The sequence below is a fragment of the Nitrosomonas mobilis genome, assembly GCF_900103035.1.
Classification (GTDB): Bacteria; Pseudomonadota; Gammaproteobacteria; order Burkholderiales; family Nitrosomonadaceae; genus Nitrosomonas; species Nitrosomonas mobilis.
The window spans coordinates 1-22,616 of the sequence record NZ_FMWO01000039.1 but is presented as its reverse complement, the minus strand read 5'-3'; the positions used below and the strand labels follow the sequence as shown (position 1 = coordinate 22,616).

25 protein-coding genes and 1 pseudogene are annotated in these 22,616 nt (G+C 47.6%); 9 read left to right on the top strand and 17 right to left on the bottom strand.

What is annotated here, in order from left to right; all coding sequences use genetic code 11:
* From NSMM_RS04100 to NSMM_RS04080, 5 genes are all read right to left on the bottom strand, one after another.
* Window positions 1-943, bottom strand: a 943-nt coding sequence (locus NSMM_RS04100; protein ID WP_143001851.1) for a RecQ family ATP-dependent DNA helicase, incomplete at its 3' end; no start/stop codon positions are given.
* A complete protein-coding gene (locus tag NSMM_RS04095; RefSeq protein WP_342671775.1) occupies window positions 940-1,377 on the bottom strand; it encodes an RNA-binding S4 domain-containing protein in 438 nt (145 codons plus the stop codon). The genes NSMM_RS04095 and NSMM_RS04100, both read right to left, overlap by 4 nt.
* 46 nt (window positions 1,378-1,423) lie before the next feature.
* Window positions 1,424-2,299, bottom strand: a complete 876-nt coding sequence (locus NSMM_RS04090) for a sulfite exporter TauE/SafE family protein (RefSeq protein WP_245654677.1) — start codon at window positions 2,297-2,299, stop codon at window positions 1,424-1,426.
* Window positions 2,269-3,972, bottom strand: coding sequence for a bifunctional protein tyrosine phosphatase family protein/NAD(P)/FAD-dependent oxidoreductase (locus NSMM_RS04085; protein ID WP_090284872.1), 1,704 nt, complete (start codon window positions 3,970-3,972; stop codon window positions 2,269-2,271). The genes NSMM_RS04090 and NSMM_RS04085 overlap by 31 nt, the downstream gene beginning before the upstream one ends.
* Window positions 3,973-4,031: 59 nt before the next feature.
* Window positions 4,032-4,412: an ArsR/SmtB family transcription factor gene (locus tag NSMM_RS04080; protein WP_090284880.1), complete on the bottom strand. Its 381-nt coding sequence runs from the start codon at window positions 4,410-4,412 to the stop codon at window positions 4,032-4,034.
* 353 nt (window positions 4,413-4,765) lie between these two features.
* Here NSMM_RS04080 and NSMM_RS04075 point away from each other — a divergent pair, with 353 nt between their 5' ends.
* Window positions 4,766-5,626, top strand: a complete 861-nt coding sequence (locus tag NSMM_RS04075; protein ID WP_090284870.1) for an MBL fold metallo-hydrolase — start codon at window positions 4,766-4,768, stop codon at window positions 5,624-5,626.
* A 596-nt stretch (window positions 5,627-6,222) separates the two neighbouring features.
* Here NSMM_RS04075 and trmB read toward each other — a convergent pair.
* The 7 genes from trmB to NSMM_RS04040 form a co-directional block, all read right to left on the bottom strand.
* Complete coding sequence (gene trmB / locus NSMM_RS04065) at window positions 6,223-6,894, bottom strand: tRNA (guanosine(46)-N7)-methyltransferase TrmB (protein WP_176753849.1); 672 nt, start codon at window positions 6,892-6,894, stop codon at window positions 6,223-6,225.
* A 29-nt stretch (window positions 6,895-6,923) separates the two neighbouring features.
* Entirely contained in the window at window positions 6,924-7,454 is a 531-nt protein-coding gene (locus tag NSMM_RS04060; protein WP_090284866.1) for a CNP1-like family protein, read from the bottom strand.
* Window positions 7,451-9,433: a DUF3501 family protein gene (locus tag NSMM_RS16850; protein ID WP_090284864.1), complete on the bottom strand. Its 1,983-nt coding sequence runs from the start codon at window positions 9,431-9,433 to the stop codon at window positions 7,451-7,453. The genes NSMM_RS04060 and NSMM_RS16850 overlap by 4 nt, the downstream gene beginning before the upstream one ends.
* A 122-nt stretch (window positions 9,434-9,555) precedes the next feature.
* Complete coding sequence (locus NSMM_RS04050; RefSeq protein WP_090284862.1) at window positions 9,556-9,975, bottom strand: rubrerythrin family protein; 420 nt, start codon at window positions 9,973-9,975, stop codon at window positions 9,556-9,558.
* A gap of 232 nt (window positions 9,976-10,207) precedes the next feature.
* A complete protein-coding gene (locus NSMM_RS04045; RefSeq protein WP_090284860.1) occupies window positions 10,208-11,242 on the bottom strand; it encodes a cytochrome-c peroxidase in 1,035 nt (344 codons plus the stop codon).
* A 269-nt stretch (window positions 11,243-11,511) separates the two neighbouring features.
* Window positions 11,512-11,637 carry a hypothetical protein gene (locus NSMM_RS16745; protein ID WP_281200885.1) on the bottom strand — a complete coding sequence of 42 codons (126 nt, stop codon included), beginning with the start codon at window positions 11,635-11,637 and terminating at the stop codon, window positions 11,512-11,514.
* A 218-nt stretch (window positions 11,638-11,855) separates the two neighbouring features.
* Window positions 11,856-12,734, bottom strand: coding sequence for a DMT family transporter (locus NSMM_RS04040; protein WP_245654676.1), 879 nt, complete (start codon window positions 12,732-12,734; stop codon window positions 11,856-11,858).
* 100 nt (window positions 12,735-12,834) lie between these two features.
* Between NSMM_RS04040 and dapC the strand changes: the two genes are divergently transcribed.
* The 5 genes from dapC (at window position 12,835) to NSMM_RS04015 (ending at window position 17,237) form a co-directional block, all read left to right on the top strand.
* On the top strand, window positions 12,835-14,025 hold the full coding sequence (dapC, locus tag NSMM_RS04035) for a succinyldiaminopimelate transaminase (RefSeq protein WP_090284878.1): 1,191 nt from the start codon (window positions 12,835-12,837) through the stop codon (window positions 14,023-14,025).
* Between the two features lie 175 nt (window positions 14,026-14,200).
* Complete coding sequence (gene dapD, locus NSMM_RS04030; protein WP_090284858.1) at window positions 14,201-15,022, top strand: 2,3,4,5-tetrahydropyridine-2,6-dicarboxylate N-succinyltransferase; 822 nt, start codon at window positions 14,201-14,203, stop codon at window positions 15,020-15,022.
* 273 nt (window positions 15,023-15,295) lie between these two features.
* A complete protein-coding gene (gene smbP, locus NSMM_RS04025) occupies window positions 15,296-15,640 on the top strand; it encodes a small metal-binding protein SmbP (protein WP_090284857.1) in 345 nt (114 codons plus the stop codon).
* A gap of 241 nt (window positions 15,641-15,881) precedes the next feature.
* Window positions 15,882-16,499: a cytochrome P460 family protein gene (locus tag NSMM_RS04020; RefSeq protein ID WP_090284856.1), complete on the top strand. Its 618-nt coding sequence runs from the start codon at window positions 15,882-15,884 to the stop codon at window positions 16,497-16,499.
* Window positions 16,500-16,673: 174 nt separating this feature from the next.
* The gene (locus NSMM_RS04015) at window positions 16,674-17,237 is read left to right on the top strand and encodes a peroxiredoxin family protein (RefSeq protein WP_090284876.1); all 564 of its coding nucleotides are present in this window, start codon (window positions 16,674-16,676) and stop codon (window positions 17,235-17,237) included.
* On the opposite strand, the gene NSMM_RS16740 is transcribed toward NSMM_RS04015, so the two are convergent.
* The 3 genes and pseudogenes from NSMM_RS16740 to NSMM_RS16400 all read right to left on the bottom strand — a co-directional run bounded on the left by NSMM_RS16740 (window position 17,234) and on the right by NSMM_RS16400 (window position 17,997).
* Window positions 17,234-17,377, bottom strand: coding sequence for a hydroxyacylglutathione hydrolase C-terminal domain-containing protein (locus NSMM_RS16740; RefSeq protein WP_281200884.1), 144 nt, complete (start codon window positions 17,375-17,377; stop codon window positions 17,234-17,236). The genes NSMM_RS04015 and NSMM_RS16740 overlap by 4 nt on opposite strands.
* Before the next feature lie 68 nt (window positions 17,378-17,445).
* A pseudogene (locus tag NSMM_RS16735) lies at window positions 17,446-17,565 on the bottom strand (hydroxyacylglutathione hydrolase); the annotation flags it as partial.
* A 246-nt stretch (window positions 17,566-17,811) separates the two neighbouring features.
* Window positions 17,812-17,997 (bottom strand): MBL fold metallo-hydrolase, encoded by a 186-nt coding sequence (locus tag NSMM_RS16400; protein WP_245654675.1) that lies wholly within the window; start codon window positions 17,995-17,997, stop codon window positions 17,812-17,814.
* A gap of 43 nt (window positions 17,998-18,040) precedes the next feature.
* Here NSMM_RS16400 and NSMM_RS04005 point away from each other — a divergent pair, with 43 nt between their 5' ends.
* The 3 genes from NSMM_RS04005 to dnaQ are packed head-to-tail and all read left to right on the top strand — an operon-like array spanning window position 18,041 to window position 20,056.
* Window positions 18,041-18,814, top strand: a complete 774-nt coding sequence (locus tag NSMM_RS04005) for a methyltransferase domain-containing protein (RefSeq protein ID WP_090284854.1) — start codon at window positions 18,041-18,043, stop codon at window positions 18,812-18,814.
* 33 nt (window positions 18,815-18,847) lie between these two features.
* The gene (gene rnhA, locus NSMM_RS04000) at window positions 18,848-19,339 is read left to right on the top strand and encodes a ribonuclease HI (protein WP_090284851.1); all 492 of its coding nucleotides are present in this window, start codon (window positions 18,848-18,850) and stop codon (window positions 19,337-19,339) included.
* A gap of 30 nt (window positions 19,340-19,369) precedes the next feature.
* Complete coding sequence (gene dnaQ / locus NSMM_RS03995; RefSeq protein ID WP_090284850.1) at window positions 19,370-20,056, top strand: DNA polymerase III subunit epsilon; 687 nt, start codon at window positions 19,370-19,372, stop codon at window positions 20,054-20,056.
* A gap of 63 nt (window positions 20,057-20,119) precedes the next feature.
* On the opposite strand, the gene NSMM_RS03990 is transcribed toward dnaQ, so the two are convergent.
* Together NSMM_RS03990 and NSMM_RS03985 are read right to left on the bottom strand one after the other, a co-directional pair.
* Complete coding sequence (locus tag NSMM_RS03990; protein ID WP_090284848.1) at window positions 20,120-21,505, bottom strand: aspartate aminotransferase family protein; 1,386 nt, start codon at window positions 21,503-21,505, stop codon at window positions 20,120-20,122.
* A gap of 158 nt (window positions 21,506-21,663) precedes the next feature.
* Complete coding sequence (locus NSMM_RS03985; RefSeq protein WP_090283515.1) at window positions 21,664-22,614, bottom strand: IS1595 family transposase; 951 nt, start codon at window positions 22,612-22,614, stop codon at window positions 21,664-21,666.
* Between the last annotated feature and the right edge of the window lie 2 nt (window positions 22,615-22,616).

Here is a 22,616-nt window from a genome sequence, read left to right as displayed (position 1 = left end):
GATAATAGCTCTCGATACTTTTGGGTAAATCCAGATGGGCGACAAAGCGAACATCCGGTTTATCAATTCCCAGTCCAAATGCAGTGGTGGCCACCATTACGATATTTTCACCATACAAAAAATCCTTTTGATGCTGGCTGCGCGTGGCCGTATCCATTCCGGCATGATAAGGAAGCGCGGCAATCCCCTGGGCAGTTAACCAAACGGCCGTTTCCTCCACTTTTTTGCGTGAGCGGCAATAGACAATCCCGCTGTCGCCAGCATGTTCCTGGCGGATAAAATCCAGTAGGCGCGCCCGACTATTGAATCCATCCACAATTCGGTAATACAGATTCGGGCGGTCAAAGCTGCTGATAAAAGTGGGGGCCTGCTGCAAACCCAGACAAAGAATGATATCAGCACGGGTTTTGTCATCTGCGCTGGCGGTCAGCGCAATGCGCGGTACTTGCGGAAATTTTCTGGTGAGCAGCGAGAGCTGACTGTATTCCGGTCGGAAATCATGTCCCCATTGCGAGACACAATGCGCTTCATCGATTGCAAACAGCGACAGGGAGGCGCGTTGCAACAATGCCTGAAAACGTTGTGTCAGCAATCTCTCCGGCGCAACATAAATCAGGTCATAAGCGCCGGTCAGCATGGCTTGCTCAACCACTCGTGCATCTTCCGCCGATAGCGATGAATTCAGATAAGTGGCGCGCACACCCAATTCATTGAGTGCCGCGACTTGGTTTTCCATTAGCGAAATCAGGGGGGAAACCACGATAGCCACGCCATCTCTCAGCAATGCAGGAATCTGATAACACAGAGACTTGCCACCCCCGGTGGGCATCAGCACCAGACAATGACCGCCGTCAGTCACATGCGCGATAATTTCAGCTTGTTGCCCACGAAAATCAGCAAACCCAAAGATCTCTTTGAGGACAGCGCTCGCCTTGGTGGTCATTCTCCGTCAATCAACCGTTGTATATTACGCCGGGCGCGCTTGGTGGGACGTCCTTTTCCTTCCAGGCGAGGTTGCATTTTGAGTTTTTCAGCAAGTGCCTGTCGGGCGGTACGGCTTTCTTCCGTCTCCTGATAAAGCATTTGTGCGACGGCAGCCGATCCCCGCTTGTTTGATAATGCTAATACGTTGATATGATGCCGGTATTCACCAATGCGGATTTCCAGCCTGTCACCTTCAGTTAATGTTTTGGATGGCTTGACGCGCACGTCATTGACTTGCACTCGACCTTTCTCGATTGCCTCGGCCGCCAAAGAACGTGTCTTGAAAAAACGGGCTGCAAACAACCATTTGTCGACACGACATTTTTCATGCTGAGCGGGTGTTGCTGAGGATTGTATTTTTTTGGCTGCCATGGCTGACACAGGATGAGTCACGATTGATGTCCGGATGGTGGCTGCCGGACATATTAGCAAATTTTAGCTAAATGAAGGTCATCATCGAACTCACCAGCATCCCGAACGCAATACATCCCGCTACTACTGCAAATCCCCGTTGCAACAGGGTTTCATTGAGACGGCTAGCGTAGCGGCGACCGACCAGCATACCGGATATGGCACCCAGACTGAACGGTATCGCGATCATCCATTCCATGGCGCCGATGAAAGCAGCCGAAAGAAAACCTGCTGTCGAAATCAATGCGATGGCAGCGAGGGAAGTAGCGACCAAGGATTGCATGGGAAGCGTAGTTGCACGCTTAAGTGCAGGAATGATAACAAATCCACCACCCACTCCCAGCAGGCCAGACAAGAATCCAGTTGTTAGTCCTGCAAGCGCCAGTGCTTTGGCGCAAGGCTCGTTCCAGATAAAACGTCCCTCGACGGTATCGAGTTGACAGGGGGTGGCATTTATAGAACCCGGTAACGCAGATTTTTCAGGTAACTCGTGCTGGCCAGATGCTTGAAACATACGCCAGCTAACATAAGCTAACACCGTTGAGAATAAGAGCGTCAATAACAGATCAGGCAGAAAGTGCGCTACCCGGACGCCGAACGGTGCAACCAGCATACCCACCACAGCAACCAGGCCCGCCGCGCGATAGCGTACAATTTTGAGTCTGCTAAACGCGAGGTAAGCCGCGATGGCTGCTGATAACGCCACGGCGAATAAGGCAACAGGCGCGGCTTGCGTCATGGGTAAGTTCAAACCAAAAACCAGTAGTGGAATGGCGATAATCGCCCCTCCTGCGCCGGTCAGAGCCAGGATGATGCCAGTAATTGCCCCTAGCACCAGACTGATCAATAATATTTCCATTTCGACAATAACGCTCAGTCGACACCAGTCGAGCGCGCCAGCCATTCACGCCCTTTCAGCATGGCGTTCCAGTACAGCCATGGAAAAAGCCTGACTTTTAGCCACCAGTAGAATTTTCGGGCAACGGCAGGATCAAGTGGAAAACTCGGAAGTAGTTTTCCACCGAAACCAAATTCAGCGAGAATGACTTTGCCATTTTCCACCGTCAACGGGCAAGCACCATAGCCGTCGTAAATTATTTTTGGTTCGAGCCCCTCGCGTGCAGCCAGAAGGTTCTCGGCAACGATGACAATCTGTTTTCTAGCAGCGGCGGCAGTCTTGGCATTGGGCGAGGAGCAAGCATCACCCAATGAGAAAATATTAAGAAAACGTGTGTGCTGCAGTGTTTTGGGGTTGACCTCACAGAACCCGCCGCTATCGGCCAGTGGACTGTTGCGCAAAAAATCCGGCGCAGCCTGTGGCGGTGTGACATGCAGCATATCAAACGGTTTCTCGATGCGAGTGACCTGTCCGTGCTCATCTTTGACTTCAAATGTGGCCAGCTTTCTGTCACCATCGACCTTGACCAGATTGGAATTAAAGGCCAATCTGGCGCGATAACGATTGACATAAGCCATCAGCGGCGGGACAAATTCGGCCACACCAAACAGAACGGAGGTTGCGGTATCGAATTCGACATCGATTTTGTCGAGCACACTCTGTTTCTCCCAGTAATCACAGGATAAATACATTGCTTTTTGCGGCGCGCCAGCACACTTGATCGGCATTGGTGGCTGGGTAAACAGTGCTTTACCGTTTTTCAGCTGTCTGACCAGCATCCAGGTATATGGTGCAAGATCAAAGCGATAATTGGAAGTGACACCATTCCTACCGAGTGTTTGCTCAATACCTTCAATTTTCTCCCAGGCGAGCCGGATACCAGGGCAGACGATCAGCTGCTGGTAACTAATGGCACGACCATCGGCCAGCTGCACCAGATTATTATCCGGTAAGAAACCCGCTGCGGCTGCCTGGATCCACTGCGCACCTTTAGGTATGACGGCAGCCATGTCACGCACTGTATCCGCCTGATCAAAGGCACCGCCACCGACCAGCGTCCATGCCGGCTGATAATAATGCTTGTCGCTGGGTTCAATGATGGCAATACGTAATGAAGAACGCCGTTTCAGCAGACTGGCGGTAATGCCGATACCTGCCGATCCCCCGCCCACTACGACGATGTCGAAACTATTGTCCCAGTGACATGCGGGGATAACCGGTGTTACTCCAGGCCCAGAACTCTGATACGTAAACGCATGCGTTTCTGGTGTGCCGCCTTCCCAGTTGCACGCATCGGTAATGGTGTCTTGCTGAGGTGGCTGAGTCTGCGCGGGTTCGCCTGCAGCATACAACGCCGTGGCACGCTTGCCTGAGCCACAAAAAGCAAATACTGGTTCAGGCAAGGTTTTCAGAAGCTGTTGGAAAGCCTCCCGCTTCTCAGCATTCACCCCGCCGATTACAACGGGTAAATAGGCAAACTCCAGACCCGCTGCTTCCGCGGCCAGTTTTAAAACATCGCTTGTTGGTTGCGCCTCATCACCCTCCCCATCAGGACGATTACAGATAATCGATTTGTAGCCTGCCGCTGCGATCGTCGGAATATCTTCCAAGCTGATTTGGCCGGATACGGCAAAATTTTCATTTAGTTTGTTCCAGTTTGTTTCAGCCGCTGTATTCATGGCATATTCCTTATGAAAAGCTTGGATGGATTTGAAAAAGCATAGGGATTAAATTTATTTCAGGAGTTTGCTTCAGCCACGTGGGAAGCGTTCTGGGGAAGCGAATCTCGCTCACCTTTCTGACAATAAAGTTCATACAGGGTCTGCATGATACTGGATACCTCGGGGCTTGCCAGTGTGTAGAAAATATATTTCCCGTTGCGCTCAGTGGTGACCAACCGTTCCCCGCGCAACACGGTCAATTGTTGTGACAATGTCGGTTGCCGGATCCCCAGCAACTGCTCCAGCTCACCAACACTTTTACTGCCCTGCATCAGCTGGCACAGAATCAACAGTCTGTCCTCATTTGCCAATACCTTCAAGAGAGCACATGCCCTGGTTGCCGCGGCTCTTTCCTGCAGCAGAACGGAAATATCCTGCCCGGAAGAAGTGGGTTCCATTTTATTTCGAGTATTTGTATTCATCATAATTATCAAATGTTGTTGCCTTGATTTATGAGCACACCTCTAAAAATGCAGAGTTCTAAACAAGACCAGGTACGCATAAAAAATATTGACACACCATATAATTGAATTGATATGCAAGGAAACATTTTTCCTAAGTAACAAAGTATTGTAATTAAATATGAATTTTTAGAGGTGCCCTTATTACAACTACTGGCAGCCACAATATTCACCTGCCTGCGATATCAACTGTCATAGCAAAATATAATACATTAAAAAAAACTATTTTAAAATAGAATATTTATAGATATAATGTTTATGCGTTAACTAATAACCAATAGGAAAATACTATGCAGCCCAACATTGAAGGCTTTTTTGACCCCGTTTCTGCGACTATCAGTTATGTTGTGTTTGATCAACCATCTGGCCACTGCGCCATCATTGACCCTGTACTCGATTACGATCCTAAATCCGGCCGGACAACGCATCAGGCAGTTGACAAACTGATTGATTTCGTCCGCTCCCGGAATTTGACTGTGGACTGGATACTCGAAACACATGCACATGCCGACCATCTTTCATCGGCGCATTACCTGAAAATGGAATTGGGTGGAAAAACAGCGATTGGCGACAAAATTTCCGCAGTCCAAACAGTTTTTAAAAAAATGTTCAACCTGGAAAAAGGTTTTAGCACGGATGGCGCCCAATTTGATCATCTGTTTGCCGACGGGGAATATTTTGATGTGGGTAAGATTCGTGGCAAAGCGATACTCGTCCCCGGCCATACTCCGGCAGATCTGGCTTATCAGTTTGAAGATGCAATTTTCATTGGCGATACCATGTTCATGCCGGATGCGGGCACTGCACGCGCAGACTTTCCAGGTGGTGATGCACGCCAGCTTTACCGCTCAATCCGTAAATTGCTGGAGTACCCACCAGAAACCAGGCTGTTCATGTGTCATGATTACCCCCCCAGCGATCGCCCAATAAAATGGGAAAGTACCGTGGCTGATGAACGAGCGCACAACATCCATGTGCATGATGGCATCAGTGAAGATAAATTTGTCGCTATGCGAACCGCACGAGATGCCACGCTGGGAATGCCGGCCCTTATTCTGCCATCCGTGCAGGTTAACATCAGAGCGGGACAACTGCCGCCAGCTGAAGACAATGGCACGGCTTATCTCAAAATACCAGTTAACATTTTATGAAACGGCATGCAACTAACTTCATTGCGACTGCGCTAGGTGTGCGATTAATTAGTTTTGCAAGCTGGATAATTTCAGGATTCCGGCTGTGCAACCTTCCAAAAGGAAGTTGGCAATAAAGATGGAATGCAAGTTTAAGTTGCTCTTTCGTCCAGCAATTTGTGGCCATGATGTCTTTTGGTACTTCGACAGCTTCCACTTCCGGCACCTTCCCCACTAAATTGAGTTTTGCTGTGTGAACAGATAATCGACAAAAGCATATCTGTGACTAGCAGGCAAGTAGTTTGTCGCAGGTAGCCTATTGCCGGGAGCACGGGCTGAATGTGGAGATGTTTGGCAATGGGTTGTCAAGCCAACGGGAGTTGGGAGAATTATCATCATGCCTGAGTTGATTACACACACGGGTCGAGCTGGCGGTCGATACGGTGGATACACTTCGTGGTACCGACGGTTTGTCTCTGATCGTGCAGCAGGTATTAGACTATCCACCAGACGCAGATACAGAATAGGAAAACCGGCCCCGCGCAAGGCGGATGACTCAATGCCTGTTGCACGATAATTGTCTTAATTTTTGCTATTCCAGACAAAGGAAATGGCGGTCAACGCTTGCGAAAGATAATGTCGCGAATGGTGTGCCCCAGCTTCAAACCGCGTTCCTCAAATTTGGTCAGCGGCCGATAAGATGGGCGAGAGGCGTAATCATCGACGGTGTTGATCAGCCGGTCTTCACGGCCAAGCACCTGCAGAATATATTCAGCATAATTTTCCCAGTCAGTCGCAATATGCAGATAGGCGCCTGGTTTCATGCAGGTGACCAGCAGGGATACAAAATCAGGTTGAATCAGGCGACGTTTGTGATGGCGCGCCTTTGGCCATGGATCGGGAAAGAAGATATGTACGCCATCAAGTGATTCATCGGGCAGCATGCTTTGCAATACAGGGTATGCGTCATGAGCGATTACTTTCAGATTTGTCAGGCCTAGCTGCTGAGTACGGTTAAGTAGGCTTCCAATGCCGGGAGCATGGACTTCTACGGCAATAAAATCTTTTTCGGGTTGCTGCTGCGCAATGGCGACGGTCGTTTCACCCATGCCTGAACCGATTTCGAGTATTTTGGGTGCTGCTCGGCAAAATATACCGGCCAGATCAAGTGGTGTCGTAGAAAAGGAAATTCCGTAACACGGCATTAATGTTTCATAGGCACGACGCTGTGCGTCTGAGTAATATCCCTGACGAAGTACATAGCTGCGAATGAAGGTTGGTGAAGGCAAAATAATCAGAATATGTCAGATCAGTTTAATCAGCGCGTAGCTTTGGGATGCATGCCAGCTTTAAGTGCGCGCAGAGCCTCATTTGCTGAGTTGACAACCAGCCCACGTGGGCAAAAATAATATTTCGCCAGCTCGCGTTGTGCATGCAGTTGTCTGACTTGCTCGAGGGTTTCCCATTCGCTGATTCGTACAGGTACCCAGGTTTGTGTTGAGGGATCCCCAATTGCGTAGCGTTTTCGCTCGCGCGTTTCACAGCGCAATGCCTCGTATGAAACATTATCGCCCCCTTGTGCAGAGCGGATGATCATACTGTAACGAATTACGCGCATCTTCTTGTCAACGCTGACCGAATTAGCGTCGACGAAGAAACTCAAGTTGCCGGCAGGTCCCGCATCAAATGCGAGCAGATTGCTATTTTCAGGATAGGGTGGCAGGCTGGGAGCAATCTCCTCCCAAGTCTTACCATGATCGAACGAATCAACAAACTCATCCCTGCCGGCACAGCCAATCAGGAGCAGGATAAAGATACAAGCAAGCAACAGACGGCAAATCTTGCTCATGCCAAATCCTGTATCAATGCTTTCCGTATATCGTCTGCTACAGATTCGATCGTCACCTGATACACAGAATGATCAATGCCCATGCTCAGAGTTGCACTCTGCCGCAATGCGCCAATCATTTCCAGTGACAGCTCAAAGCGCAGAAAATGAACAGCGGAAGTTTTCTCGGCGTTGGCGCGATCAAGGTCTTCATCGGCAATTCCATATACACGCACATGACCGGCAACATTCACCCATACCTGGTCTTCGATGCCGATCAGTTGAGTCAGTTTCTGTGCCCGTTCTGCCGGATCACCGTACTCGATCAGCATGGTTGCCTTCCAGTTATGCCCGTCAGGAACCAGTGGGTTATAGACATCCAACTCCTGTTGGATGTCAGCTTCCTCAAATATTTTTTCCGCGCGCAGCATTTCCTGTATCTGATAGCGCATCGTGAGTTCATCTTCGAATAGCAGTGTGACATGTTCACCCAACGCGACTGAGCGATTCCTTTTGTGTGCCATGACATCAGCGCGGAAAGATTCTCTGTTTCTGGCATAGGCTTCGAGTGTCAGAAGACTGTCACGAGTTATCTTGGACATGGTATTTCCCTGTGTGTGGATAATTGAATCTGTTGCAGACACTGATTGCGCAGGTATCGGTCGCATCTGGGACTCTCCGTAAGCCATGCGGAGTAAGGTCAGCGGGTGGTGTTTCACGGTTTGTCTGGGTTTCATTCCTTGCTGAATGTGGCGTGCGGCAATTGCACAGTCGGAGCTGATGTAGTCAGGCTCCGCTTCGCCCATTTGCCGAAACACTGGCTGGCCGATTTTCATCGAATCGTCAAAGAACTCCTGTTTGACCCCCCAGGTACCGTCATGTCCGGAGCAGCGCTCCACTGTCGTGATTTCCGTCCCGGGAATCAGCTGCAGTAGATCACGGGTTTTCTTGCCAAGATTCTGCACCCGTAGATGGCAGGGAATATGGTAGGCCACTTTGCCAAGTGCATGCTGGAAATCGGTTTTCAGCAATCCCTCACGGTGCAGCAGCATCAGGTATTCAAATGGATCAAACATGGCATCGGCCACCATGCTGACCGCTTCATCTTCAGGAAATAGTAAGGGCAGCTCCTGCTTGTACATCAAAGTACAAGAAGGAACGGCAGTTAAAATTGCATAACCCTCTCTTGCCAGAGCAGCCAAATGGGGAATGTTGTGATCCTTGAGTGCGGCCACACTGTCCAGGTCCCCAAGCTCCAGCTTCGGCATGCCACAGCAGGATTCCTGTGCAACCAGTTTTACTGGAATTTCATGGTGCGCCAATATCCAAAGCAGATCATGACCAATACCGGGTTCGTTGTAGTTGACATAGCAGGTGGCATAGATGGCCACCTTTCCAGGCACGTTACTGCTTGGTTTGGGCGCAAAGCGCTCGTCTGGACGCGCATGAGCACGAAATTTTTTTGCACTGTACTCTGGCAACTCCCGTTCCGGATGAATGCCGATCGCTTTACTGAATAACCTGCGGGTTGCAGGTGTCTGTGTGATGGCATTGGTTGTCTGCACGACTACCGGTATGGTGGCTAGTTTACCCATCGCATCGGTACTGGATAGTAGTTTATCGCGCCAGCTTGCACCTTGTTTTTTGTATTTGACTGCCTTAGCACGTAACATCAAATGTGGAAAATCCACATTCCATGGATGCGGTGGCACATAAGGGCATTTGGTCATGAAACACATATCACACAAATAGCAGCGATCTACGATTTGCCACAAATCCTGTTTTTCTACGCCATCGAGTTCACCCGTTTTGCCGTCATCGATCAGATCAAACAGGCTGGGAAATGTTGTGCAAAGATTGACGCAACGCCGACATCCATGGCAAATATCGAAAACCCGGTACATTTCCGTAAACAGTTGCTGTTCATCATAAAAATCGGGTTTCTGCCAATCAATCGGATTACGTTTGGGTGCTTCCAGGCTGCCTTCACGGATTGACATAAGATGGTAATCAGTTAGTTCAACAGATAAAACAAGCTCTAAATAAAATTTGCCCGGGAATGCCGCAAACGAGCATTAACCGGGCAAAGAAATAACCGAACAATATTAATATTCTCGAACCGTTAGTCGCTAAAATTGTCCAGTGCGCGTTGAAAGCGATTAGCATGCGAACGCTCAGCCTTGGCAAGCGTTTCAAACCAGTCGGCTATTTCATTGAAGCCTTCATCTCGTGCTGTTTTCGCCATACCGGGGTACATATCGGTATATTCATGCGTTTCACCGGCAATTGCCGTTTTGAGATTATCACGCGACGAACCGAACGGCAGACCAGTTGCAGGATCGCCGCAGGATTCCAAATATTCCAAGTGTCCATGGGCGTGTCCTGTTTCACCTTCAGCGGTAGAACGAAAAACCGATGCGACATCATTTTGACCTTCAACATCGGCTTTAGCCGCGAAATAAAGATAACGACGGTTCGCCTGGGATTCGCCAGCAAATGCTGCTTGCAAATTAGTTTCGGTTTGAGATCCTTTCAATTGCATCATTACTCTCCTTTTAGCTTACATTTATATTTATTCTGAATTACACGAACAATCGTGAGACACAGAATTTTATATTGGTGTGACTTTTATGACAAATGCCGACTGTTAATGTAATTCGTATTCTTATTCTGCGCAAGCGATTAAACAGCTACTACAAGAACAAGAAGCCACACAGACATGGAATGACGAAATACAAGCGCTGCTGTAGTGCTCAGCAGCACTTGTAACCGCATCAAAAATTGTTATCTTTACCCCTCAAAGACCCCAGGAAGGCTTTCACATCACGGATAAATCCATGGCCCACTTCCTGGCCAAGCTGATGTTTTGCCATCAGGCGAATAGCCTCCTCCAGCGTGATAACCGAGCCGTCATGAAAATACGGTGCGGTTTGTGTAACATTACGCAAACTTGGCACCTTGAACACGTATTTATCACTCTCGATTTTGGTTACTTCGTAACGCCCAAGATCAGTTGTTTCGTAAGGTTCAATCAGCCCAATTTTTTTGAAGGAGTTTCCACCAATGACCACGCCATTGTGGCAGGTAGCGCAACCGATTTTAACAAACTTATGCAACCCTCTTTTTTCGACTTTGGTTAATGCGCCATCATCACCATTCAGATAATCGTCAAAACGCGATGGTGTCAGCAAGGTACGCTCAAAAGCACCAATTGCCACTCCGATATTGTTGTAATTGAAAGGATATTTCTGATCACTGAATGCCTCGGCAAATAGTTTCTGATAAATATCAATTTCCTTAAGTTTCTTGACAACTGTTCCCTTATCAGGCATTCCCATTTCAACCGGATTCAGAATCGGACCTAATGCCTGCTCTTCAACATCACGGGCACGACCATCCCAGAATTGCGCTATATGAAGTGCGGCATTCATAGTAGTGGGTGAATTGCGGTCACCGCGTTTGCCTTCATGCCCCGGAGAAGTCGGTTCGTTGTCGACACCAAAATTTCCGAGCTCATGACAAGAGTTACAGGAAATTTTATTGTTGACCGAAAGACGCGGGTCAAGATAAAGCATTCTCCCCAGGCTGATCAATGCAGCATTTTTTTGCTCGTCGATAATAGATTCCGGCAAAGGTTCAAAATACTGCTTGAGACTGGTTCTGTCCATTCCATCGCCAAGCCCTCCGCCATGATCACTTTCTCCCTCGTGACTGTGACCGCCACTATCATCAGCAATATCGGTCCCTGAGTTTGATTGTGCAAAGGCGTGAAAACTCAAAACAAGAGCAAAAAGTACAATAAGTTTCATTAAATCCCCCACTAATTGGTTCAAACAAGCAGAATTGTTTTATGACTTGGCATATAAATTATGCCTCTTCCACTAATAATGGTTATGCCCACTCTTTTTATTTGCGCCATGACCGCCATGCGGCATTTTCATGGTTTTGGGTTTCGTGAATTGTTCCTCGGCCATTTTGCCCCCATTTTATCCTGTTGTCCATGCTCCTTATGGCCTGCATGTCCGCTGGCTACTTTTTTATCGTGCTTACTCTTGTTGACCACATGCTGTTCATGCGCTTACGCAAGTAGCAGGTTTCCGGGAACTGAAGAATAGCCGGCAATATTTTCTGCTGCGACTAGCGGTGTTGCTGTAAAAGCAATAATACAGGCAATGGTCATGACAAAAATTTTTTGACTGTGCATGATTTGCTCTCCGTTAGAATAAAGATCAACAAATCGAATGAGTCAGCGAATTTAGGGCATCGAAATGCGCCGCACCAAAACCCTCTTTACTCATCCTGTACGTGCAATGTGGTTGCTGCTTGTGACATAACTCTGACAAGCAGCGGTCTGAATCCATTCACCATCGTTGGCAATAATGCATCACTAAAATTCGAATTCAGGAATAAGATTAAAAGAGATCAACTTCGATTGATTTTTGAAGAAAAAAGGCTGGCCGAGACAATCATCAATCCGCCCATCCAATCCTTGAACGCCACGACTTCCTCGGTCAGAAAATAGGCAGCAAGCGCGGCAACCACCAGCTCAAACAGTAAAATAATAATTGCCTGATTCGCCGGAGTGTAGGTAAACCCGAATTGCAATAGTACACTCAAGAAGAAAATCAACAACCCTACCCCTAACAATAGCAGCCAGATATACTCATCAACCGGATAAACAGGAAAAATTGATATGTCACCTTTCAGCATCAGGATGACCACTCCGATCAAAGTGGCACCAGTCCATACTGCCAGCGATTTGAGCTGGATGCTGTGCAGCTGATCTTTGCGAACAAGAACATTTGCGAGCGCAAACATAAACCCACCAGTCAAACCCATCCAATCGCCATAGGATACCGGCATCGGAATTCTGTTTCCTGGCTGCCAAAGCATGAGGACAGCGCCCGCCAACGACAACAGTATGATGAAGTAGCCATGTATGCTCAATTGCTCATTGAGCAACAGGCGTGCAAACAGGATGGTCCAGAGTGGCGCCAGATAAAATAATAGCAGTACCCGCATGACTTCCCCGTGAACAATCCCCAAGGTATATGCCATACTAGCCCAGCCTGCACATAACCCAATCCAGATTAAATAGTGAATGGCAACATTAAAAATTGCCTCGCGGCAAAGCTGCCTGTGGAACAACACTAACCCAATCAGTAAAGCAATGAAGTAAGTCAATGTAGTTGACAGCTCTCCCCCAATGCCATGCTGCTCAAGTATTCGATAGGGATACCAGGCCACGCCCCATATTGTTGCGCCAAGAAGCAAGGAAACCACCTGCAAAGTTTTTTTCATGGTCAACATTGCTGCCAGCCTTTATAATCCTGATCTTATTGAGATGCTAAAAAATCCATCCCGCTATAAACACCATGCTGATCACAGCATTCCACCAAATATGAATTCTGCGTTAGAAAATCTTCAACCTTATCCATTTCAGAAACTCGCGGAATTGCTGAAAGACTTGCAACCAAATACCTCGCTCTCGCCTATTAGTCTGCATATTGGCGAACCCAAACACGCAACGCCTGAATTTATCAAACAAGAGCTGGCAAATAATCTGCATGAGCTCGCGCATTATCCCACAACGCAAGGATCAAACTGGTTGCGAACCAGCATTGCCACTTGGCTGGCACAGCGTTACCAGCTTGACAACATCAACCCGGATACACAGATTCTCCCTGTTAATGGCAGTCGAGAGGCATTATTTGCTGTTGCTCAGGCAGTTGTGGATACGCATACCACACCACGGCCTGTAGTGGTCTGCCAGAACCCTTTTTATCAGATATATGAGGGCGCGGCATTACTTGCAAATGCCGAGCTTTTTTTTCTTAATTCCTTGCCGGAAAATCAGTTTGCACCACAATGGGCACAGTTACCCGATCAGATCTGGGCGCGCACTCGGTTGGTCTATATCTGCTCACCAAACAATCCTACGGGTCAGGTAATGACATTGGAAGAGTGGCAGAGCTTATTTGCTTTATCCGACCGATACGGGTTTGTCATTGCGGCAGATGAATGTTATTCGGAAATTTATTTCGATGAAACACGTCCCCCGCTTGGGGCGCTCCAAGCAGCAGAAAAATCTGGCCGAAGTGGTTTTCCCCGGCTGGTAGTGTTTAGCAGTCTTTCGAAACGCTCCAATGTTCCGGGATTGCGTTCCGGTTTCGTTGCGGGAGATGCGTCCATTCTAAAAAAATTTTTGCTTTACCGCACCTATCATGGCAGCGCCATGAACCCGGCAGTACAGGCAGCCAGCACCATCGCATGGAGCGACGAGCAGCATGTGATCGAAAATCGGCGTTTATATAAACAGAAATTTGCGGACGCAACAGAGATACTTACAGGTGTGCTGCCCGTCAGTATGCCAGAAGCTGCATTTTACCTTTGGTTAAAAACCCCGATCAGCGATACCAGCTTTTGCAAGCGGCTTTATCACGAAAAGAATATCGTGGTTCTGCCAGGCAGTTATTTAGCGCGTGAAGCCAATGGCATCAATCCGGGTGAAAATTTTGTACGGGTAGCATTGGTTTCATCTGTTGCAGAGTGTAAAGAAGCATTTGAAAGAATTAGAGAAGTTTCATTCTAAAGGACATCTGAAAATTCAGGGTTCAAAATAAAACCAGGCGCGAATAAAAAATATAAACACGACATATAACGATATATCAGAAACATTTTTCACAAACAGCACGGTATTGTGGCGAAATATGGATTTTTAGAAGCGCCCCCTTAGAGAAATCGTTAAATCACTCATCAGGAGTACTATGGAAAAATTACAAACCACGATAGAAGATGCTTTTGAGAATCGCGCGGAAATTACCCCGCGCAATGTTGCATCCAACCTCAAAGAATCTGTTGCTCATGTCGTCAGCCTGCTTGATAGCGGAAAACTGCGGGTAGCCGAAAAAATCAATGGTGAATGGATTGTGCATCAATGGATCAAGAAGGCGGTACTGCTGTCTTTTCGCATTGAAGATAACAGCTTTATCAAAGGCGGCTTCTCTAATTATTTCGACAAGATCCCTTCCAAATTCGCTGACTACAGTTCACGTGATTTTCGCGATGGCGGTTTTCGGGTAGTTCCACCCGCAGCGGTACGCAGAGGATCGTTTATCGCCGGCAATGTCGTGCTGATGCCTTCCTATGTGAATATCGGTGCTTATGTCGATGAAGGTACCATGGTAGATACTTGGGCAACTGTTGGCTCCTGCGCACAGATCGGCAAAAATGTGCACTTATCAGGTGGTGTCGGTATTGGCGGCGTTCTCGAGCCTGTGCAAGCGAGCCCAACCATCATCGAGGATAATTGCTTTATTGGCGCACGTTCTGAGATTGTCGAAGGCGTGGTCGTCGGTGAGAACGCTGTCATCTCCATGGGCGTTTATATTGGTCAAAGTACTAAAATCTATAATCGCGAGACTGGCGAAATCAGCTATGGGCGGATTCCACCAGGTTCCGTTGTGGTATCCGGAAATCTGCCCGCCGAAAACGGGCTTTACAGCCTGTATTGTGCGGTTATCGTCAAACAGGTGGACGCAAAAACCCGTGCCAAAACTGGCATCAATGAGCTACTGCGCGGCATCTAGGAGTCTGTCGAACTTAAGCAATCGTAGCAAGCCAAATAGGGGAATGAAAGCAGACTCTCGGGACTCTCGGCAGCATGGGAGAAGTCATATTATGATCAGGTTTTTGTGGTATAACTATCATTAAGGTTGATTGATTATTTGTTAGTCTGTTGTTTCAACTAGGTTTTAATAGCAGTTTTCGCATAAATCATCAATTCGCCTGAGCTTCCCGAGTTAGGGAAATCCTGGTGCCTTGGCATAAGCCAGTACCGTAAATTTTTGGAGAATGGCAAAATGAAAACACTGACAAGTATGATTGCAATGAGTGCACTGGCAATGTTGATGAGTGTAAATGTTTACGCAGATGATGGCGTACATACTTCCGAAGCAATGGAACATGCCGGCAAAGCTCAGGCGCATGGTGAAGATGGGCACGCCAAAGAGCTGACAAAACATGCCAAAGAAAGCCTGGAACACGCAAAACATGCACAAAAAGCACACGCTGATGCTCACCATCATATGGATGAAGCAGTCAAACATCTCGAAGAAGGCATCAAACACGGTGAGATGGGGCATGCAGATGTCGCGACCAAACATATTGAAGATGCCATCAAACATATGCGTGAATCTGCCCATTAATTAACAGAAAAATCACCCTGGGAATTACATGTAAACAGATCCAGGAGCACAAAAGGGCGAACGACTATCGCCCTTTTGTGTGTATCGTCAATCTGACTTTTGGATTAACTCATTCTTTTTCCTTATGAGAATTCAGATCTTGACGTATCTCGAAGCGCTGACTAAGATTAACTTTGAAAATGGCTGTGGTTGAGAAAGCTGTTTTCTGGATAATTTCGATTAACTATTTAAGGAATTTATTATGTCTCTGTTGAAAAAATCATTCCTGGGCAGCTTTGCCCCCTTGTTGGTATCTGGCCTTCTGGTTGGGCAGATGGCAACTGTTGCCGTTGCCGCTGAGCATGACAAACATAAAGGGCATGCCGGACATCATAGTAAATCCTATGCACACTTTAACAAAGACGGTGAGTTGCTGACACCGAAAGATTATCGTGAATGGATATTTGTCGGGGCCCCCGTTACTCCAAAAGACATGAATGATGGCAACCCTGCGTTTCCTGAATTCCACAATGTCTATATAGATCCGGTCAGTTATGCTCACTGGAAGAAGAACGGGAAATTCCGTGACGGGACGATCATAGTGAAAGAACTGACCAGCGTTGGCACCAAAGAATCTTCAAGTGGCAATGGTTATTTTCAGGGCGAATACCTAGGAATTGCTGCGACCGTCAAAGATTCAAAACGCTACGCCAACAGACCTAATCATTGGGCATATTTTGGTTTTGAAAGCTATGAGAGCAAGAGTGCTGCAGCACAAGCTGACGAATCCTGCAATGCCTGCCACGTAGAAACGGCAGCTTTTGACAATGTGTTTATTCAACACTATCCAGTATTGCGCGCCGCAAAACCTGCTAAATAATTTATATAATTTGAAAAGTTGATGCACAGTCGTGCATAGGCTTCAAGCTGTGTACGATTTTCCATCACTTTTGGGGCATTTTGTTTCGCACCATAAGAATTAATGGCGCCAAGTAAAATGCCCTTTTGCTTTGATTGATTGAGTGAAATTCAAGTGACTGAATCCAAAGATACAATGAGTAAAATCAGAGCTCCAGAGCTGCAAACGACTGGATGGCTGAATACGACTGAAACTATTACACTTACTTCTCTACGCGGAAAAGTGGTTTTGCTGCACGCCTTTCAGATGCTATGTCCGGGTTGTGTGCAGCAGGGTATTCCACAAACGCAGAAGATTTTCAACGAATTTGATCCTGACCGGGTTGCAGTCATCGGACTGCATACAGTCTTTGAGCACCATGCCGTCATGACACGTGAGGCACTGGAGGTGTTTGCCTATGAATACCGATTACGCTTTCCAATCGGAATTGACAAGCCAAATGAACAAATGGCCATTCCACATACCATGATGGCTTATCAGATGCAGGGTACTCCAACGACGATACTGATTGATAAGACAGGTCATTTACGTCTGCATCAGTTTGGACATGTCAGTGATTTTCTACTGGGAGTATCCATTGGCACACTGCTCGCCGAGACAGATGAAGAACAGGCGACTACAATTTCATCCATACTGTCGCCCGATGCAACAGAGACTCCCTTAGCCGACGCTTGCGATACGGAAGGGTGTCATAGCTAGAAACTATTCTTCCAATTACGCAACACAGTAAACACGCTTACCGGGTCTTTCAATTGCCGGCCTTCATGCTGGCTGGTGCAGTCAATAATGGGCCTCTGATCACAGCGCAGAAAAGGGTTGACTGCTTTTTCGATAGCCATACTGGAGAAGAAAGTGTTGGGAGGTTATTAGCCCGTTTCCGCCTGCAATCTTCCTCCAGCTCGAATAATACCGAGTTGTCTGGATCAACTGTTTTGGCAAATTCGATATTGGCCAGCGTATATTCGTGTGCGCAATAAATTTTGGTTTCGTCAGGCACGCTGGCCAGCTTCTGCAGAGATGCATGCATCTGTTGTGCATTCCCTCCAAAAATACGTCCACAACCACAGGAAAAAAGGGTGTCGTCACAAAATAGAGCATGGCCCCCATAGAATGCAATATGGCCAGCTGTATGTCCTGGCACTTCCATAGCGGTAAATTAAGTTACCAACTTTGGAATGGTTAGCGTCTCTCCCTCTGTCAATCCATGTGTACATCAAGGTATGTTTTCGCTTGCAGGACCATAGACCGGAATGGAAAAATTCTTGTACAAGCGTCATATTTCCGCCAGTATGGTGATGGTGTGTACAAAAGAGATGGCAACGGGTCGCAGTTTATATTGTCTTAGGTACTGCCGCACGGGAGAGGCATCTCCTGGATCGACAATCACTGTAACCGATTGGTTGTGAACGATCCAGATATAATTGTCCTTAAAAGCCTGGACTGCGGATACAGTAAACATTGTTGTTCCCTAAACAAAAAATTATCGAAACTTTCTTGAAATCATGCTGAACTCCACATTGCATCAAAGCTTGCAGCAATGGCTCGGTACAGCCATTGGACAATACCTGTTAGAGCAGGAGCGCGCTTTTTACGATAGTATCGTTTCAGATATTTTTGGCTATAACGCAGTTCAGATCAGTTTCCCCGAGTTTGATTTCTTACGCAGCAACCGCATGCCTTTCCGATTCGTAGCCGGGTTAGAGAAAGGTTCCAGCGCATACGCCCACCCTCATCTGCTACCTATTGGCAGTAGAAGTATTGACCTGGTCCTGCTGCCGCATACTCTGGAATTTTTCCCCAACCCACATCAGATACTGCGTGAAGTCCACCGTATCCTCATACCAGAAGGCAAGATCGTCATTAGCGGATTTAATCCTTTCAGTTCGTGGGGGCTGCATCAACACATAACTACCAGCAAGAATCAATTTCCATGGTGCGGTAATTTTATTGCATTACCAAGAATGAAGGACTGGTTAGAACTACTTGGTCTGGAAACCAATACCGGCAAACTCGGCTGCTATATTCCACCCTGTGGTAGTGAAAAATGGATTTCACGGCTACGCTTCATGGAAGCAGCAGGTGATCGTTGGTGGCCAATCGGTGGTGGTGTTTATTTTTTGCAAGCGGTAAAACATGAGCGCGGCATGCGGATTCTTAAACCCTGCTGGGAGAATCCCCCTAAAACAAGAAGTGCACCGGCTACCACTCAGGTCGATAGGCAAATCAATTCGGATGCTGTCGGGAAGGGTGTTGGAAATAACGTGAAACTTAAATAACGTGTTATCGACAATTGGGGACATAAGAACGTAATGCAGCAAACTAATCAAGCCAGGTTGATTGAAATTTTCACAGATGGTGCGTGCAAAGGTAATCCGGGAGTTGGCGGATGGGGAGTCTATTTGCGTGCTAATGGAGAAATTCGGGAACTGTTTGGTGGTGAGGTGATGACGACCAATAATCGCATGGAATTGCTTGCCGCTATCCGCGCCTTACAATCTCTGAAAGCAATGCCTACGGTAAAGCCGGGTGACCCGGTGCAGCTTCATACAGACTCACAGTATGTACAAAAAGGAATCAGTGAATGGATTCATGGTTGGAAAAAACGCGGATGGCTGACTGCAGACAAGAAACCAGTCAAGAATGAGGCATTGTGGAAACAACTCGATCAATTATCGCAGCAATACCAAGTGGAGTGGTTCTGGGTACGCGGACATAGTGGCCACGACGGCAATGAGCAAGCGGACCGACTGGCAAATCTCGGAGCGGAATCCATGCTGACGCAGGCCAACTCCTTATCCTAGTTCACGATTATTCTCATAGGCAACTGAATAATGCGACAACTCTTCTTAGATACTGAAACTACCGGGCTTGATCCAGCCAGCGGCCATCGCATTGTCGAGATTGCCGCGGTGGAAGTAAGCAATCGGCACTTAACCGACCACCATTTTCATTTTTACCTCAACCCGGAACGGGACAGCGATGAAGGTGCGCTCAAGGTCCATGGACTAAGCAGAGAATTTCTTCGTAACAAACCCAAATTCCGGGAAATTTGTAATGACTTCCTGGCTTTCATCACAGATGCTGAGATTTTTATTCATAACGCACCTTTCGATGTGGGATTCATCAACCGTGAACTAGAGCTGATCAATTGCCAGCCATTACAACGTTATTGCAAACAAATTAACGACACGCTGGTCATGGCAAAAGAATTACACCCAGGCAAGCGCAATAATCTGGACGCGTTGTGCGAGCGATACTACATAGATCATACCAGACGTACATTACATGGTGCATTGCTGGATGCTGAATTGCTGGCAGAAGTATACCTTGCCATGACACGCGGCCAGAAAAGTTTGCTGATAGCGCTCGAGTCTCCGCCACAGCTCACCGAAGATGAAATTGCCTCAATAGCTGGTCTGGCCATACCTGTGCGACAGGCTGATGAGCATGAACTAGAGTTGCACAATCAGCTATTAGCACGGGTTGCTAAAGAAAGTGGTGGAAACTGTTTATGGTAGTTTTGACGATATTCTGTTGTCCGTTGCTTGTAACTTATCTAAATCTAACCGTTTGCTGGAACGCTAAATTCCAGCCTTCATGCGCACAGCCTGAGTTGCTAAAGTTTTCCCGAGATCCCAGACAGCAGCCGGTCCACGGTGCGCATCCGCAATAACGTCGCTGATAGCAACCGTTATCCACCGTACATCATCTTCAGTCAGGATAAGCGGGGGAATAAACTTAACGATATTCATACCATGACCCGCTACCTGCGACAATATTCTATGTTTCTGAAATAGCGGAACTGTAATCATTTGTGAAAACAATCCTTTGTTGGCAGCTTCCAGCATTTTCCAGGAAAGTTTCAGCGATAAACTGCTAGGCTCGGTAAACTGTAACGCAATCATCATTCCCAGACCGCGAATTTCAGTAAAGCATTCATGCTCACCGACAAGCGGGCGGAGCGCATCCACAATCATTTTTCCCGTGCGAGCCGCATGTTCAATCAGGTTTTCTGATTCCAATACTTCCAGAGTGGCAAGTCCAGCTGCCATCGCCAGATTGTTTTTGCCGAAAGTACTGCCATGCACCACTGCACGATCCATACGGTTAAAAACTCGACTAAATATCCATTCCTTGCACACCAACGCCCCAACTGGCACAAAACCACCAGATAATGCCTTGGCCATACAAAGTATGTCTGGCTCCACCCCCCAGTGCTCAACAGCCCACCATTTACCGGTACGCCCTAATCCAGTCTGAATTTCATCGGCGATAAACAGTGCGCCGTATTTTTGTGTCAACCTTGCCGCCTCGGGCAGATAATTCTCGTCAGGAATCCACACGCCATGGCCTTGCACCGGCTCGGTAATAAAAGCGGCAACATCCCCTTGTGATAACGCTCGTTCCAGCGCAGCAAGATCGTTGAACGGAATTTCGACAAAATCTGGCACCATGGGGCCAAAACCTTTCTTGTAATGGTCATCACCTGTGGCAGAAAGAGAGCCCAGGCTCAGTCCGTGATAACAGCCACGACAAAAAATGATTTTGGATTTCCGAGTTGCGAAGCGGCTGAATTTGATAGCGGCTTCGATGGTTTCAGTGCCAGAATTGGCAAAAAATACACGGTCCAAACTTTCAGGGGTAAGTGCAACTAGCTTTTCTGCCAGCAGACCAGCAAGAAGAGAGACATCCAGCTGCACAAGGTTGGGTAAATCCTCAGTCAATACATCCTTTAGTGCACCAACTATTTCTGGGTGATTCCGGCCTAACGCAAATACGCCAAACCCACTCAGCAGATCCAGATAGCGATTACCATTTTCATCATAGAGGTAGGCACCCTGCGCCTTGACGTAGTGCCGATCAAATCCGATAGTTTTAAGGACTTTGACCATCTGACTGTTCAGATATTGGTCATGAAGGGAAAAATTTTCCTTGCTACGCTGTTGCAATAGATCACGAATTTTCATGAATGAAAGTTCCTGGGGAGAATAGAGCTGCGATACCGATCAATGAAGGTGCATTCTACTCTACCTGAATCTGATATACAGCAGATACCGGCATGCCAGGCTCCACGGCACTCCCGGACCCGACTGTAGAAGAAACAATTCCACATTTATTTTCCTGATTAGTTACCTGTCTCAGAAATTCTCAATATACCGATCGGAAGAGGTTCTGTCGTTGCGGCGGCGCGCAGCAATCGCGGCACCATGGCAGCCAAATCAAAACGGCGATTGAAGCGATAGGAGAATTCTGCAAGATAGCGCTGTGCATACTTGGCGTGATTGAATGCATGGTAGGTTCCGCTGAAGGCAGTCTTGAGATTGCCAAGAAGCGTATTGACCCAGCGAAACTCGGCACGCTGCACAGCAGATTTGCCACTTCCCACAATATGGCGCTCATGCTGCGCGGCTGTATGCGTAACCGCCCCGAAACACCCCAAACCATCAGATACGACTCGTGCAGTAGATGACAGACATTCAGCCGACCACTGTTTGAGCGCTTCATATGTAAAACCCGCTACGGGGGTCAAGCGTATATAAAGTGGCTTCCCCTCGCTGTTTGTTTGTATTGCCGCTACAAATGGCGTCTTACTTGCCGCGCCCCGCCCGCGCTTTCCCGGCCTTTCACCTCCCAGATAAGCATCGTCAACCTCCACGCGTCCATCCAGACGGCGTTGCTCTTCGCGCAGCAGCATGGTCTGTAACAGCTTATGCTTGATCGACCATGCCGTTTTGTAACTTACCCCCAGCTGACGTTTGAGTTCCAATGCACTGACCGCATTCTTGCTTTGCGTCATCAAGTAAATGGCCAGAAACCAGGTTCTTAGCGGTAATTTAGTATTTTCAAACACGGTGCCGACAATTGAAGAACATTGGTAGCCACAATCCAGGCATTCCCATAGCTTGCGGCCGTTATGGGTACAGGAATATCGCTCCCCATCGCAGCGCAGGCATCTCCAGCCATGTGGCCACCTCGCAGCAAACAATGCTGCTTCACATTGTGCTTCCGTGCCATATTGATGCAGAAATTCATGCAGTGACAGGCCTGCCTGAAACTGAATTTTATTCATCGCCATTG

Coding starts and splice junctions, on each gene's coding strand:
- NSMM_RS04020 (WP_090284856.1), top strand. CDS start 15,882: ATGTCTCTGTTGAAAAAATCATTCCTGGGCAGCTTTGCCCCCTTGTTG.
- NSMM_RS04080 (WP_090284880.1), bottom strand. CDS start 4,412: ATGGAACCCACTTCTTCCGGGCAGGATATTTCCGTTCTGCTGCAGGAA.
- dapC (WP_090284878.1), top strand. CDS start 12,835: ATGAATTCTGCGTTAGAAAATCTTCAACCTTATCCATTTCAGAAACTC.
- NSMM_RS04085 (WP_090284872.1), bottom strand. CDS start 3,972: ATGAATACAGCGGCTGAAACAAACTGGAACAAACTAAATGAAAATTTT.
- NSMM_RS04040 (WP_245654676.1), bottom strand. CDS start 12,734: ATGAAAAAAACTTTGCAGGTGGTTTCCTTGCTTCTTGGCGCAACAATA.
- NSMM_RS04050 (WP_090284862.1), bottom strand. CDS start 9,975: ATGCAATTGAAAGGATCTCAAACCGAAACTAATTTGCAAGCAGCATTT.
- NSMM_RS04075 (WP_090284870.1), top strand. CDS start 4,766: ATGCAGCCCAACATTGAAGGCTTTTTTGACCCCGTTTCTGCGACTATC.
- NSMM_RS04005 (WP_090284854.1), top strand. CDS start 18,041: ATGCTGAACTCCACATTGCATCAAAGCTTGCAGCAATGGCTCGGTACA.
- NSMM_RS16745 (WP_281200885.1), bottom strand. CDS start 11,637: ATGCACAGTCAAAAAATTTTTGTCATGACCATTGCCTGTATTATTGCT.
- NSMM_RS16740 (WP_281200884.1), bottom strand. CDS start 17,377: ATGGCTATCGAAAAAGCAGTCAACCCTTTTCTGCGCTGTGATCAGAGG.
- smbP (WP_090284857.1), top strand. CDS start 15,296: ATGAAAACACTGACAAGTATGATTGCAATGAGTGCACTGGCAATGTTG.
- NSMM_RS04090 (WP_245654677.1), bottom strand. CDS start 2,299: ATGGCTGGCGCGCTCGACTGGTGTCGACTGAGCGTTATTGTCGAAATG.
- NSMM_RS04045 (WP_090284860.1), bottom strand. CDS start 11,242: ATGAAACTTATTGTACTTTTTGCTCTTGTTTTGAGTTTTCACGCCTTT.
- NSMM_RS16850 (WP_090284864.1), bottom strand. CDS start 9,433: ATGTCAATCCGTGAAGGCAGCCTGGAAGCACCCAAACGTAATCCGATT.
- NSMM_RS03990 (WP_090284848.1), bottom strand. CDS start 21,505: ATGAAAATTCGTGATCTATTGCAACAGCGTAGCAAGGAAAATTTTTCC.
- NSMM_RS04060 (WP_090284866.1), bottom strand. CDS start 7,454: ATGAGCAAGATTTGCCGTCTGTTGCTTGCTTGTATCTTTATCCTGCTC.
- NSMM_RS04015 (WP_090284876.1), top strand. CDS start 16,674: ATGAGTAAAATCAGAGCTCCAGAGCTGCAAACGACTGGATGGCTGAAT.
- dapD (WP_090284858.1), top strand. CDS start 14,201: ATGGAAAAATTACAAACCACGATAGAAGATGCTTTTGAGAATCGCGCG.
- rnhA (WP_090284851.1), top strand. CDS start 18,848: ATGCAGCAAACTAATCAAGCCAGGTTGATTGAAATTTTCACAGATGGT.
- dnaQ (WP_090284850.1), top strand. CDS start 19,370: ATGCGACAACTCTTCTTAGATACTGAAACTACCGGGCTTGATCCAGCC.
- NSMM_RS03985 (WP_090283515.1), bottom strand. CDS start 22,614: ATGGCGATGAATAAAATTCAGTTTCAGGCAGGCCTGTCACTGCATGAA.
- NSMM_RS16400 (WP_245654675.1), bottom strand. CDS start 17,997: ATGTTTACTGTATCCGCAGTCCAGGCTTTTAAGGACAATTATATCTGG.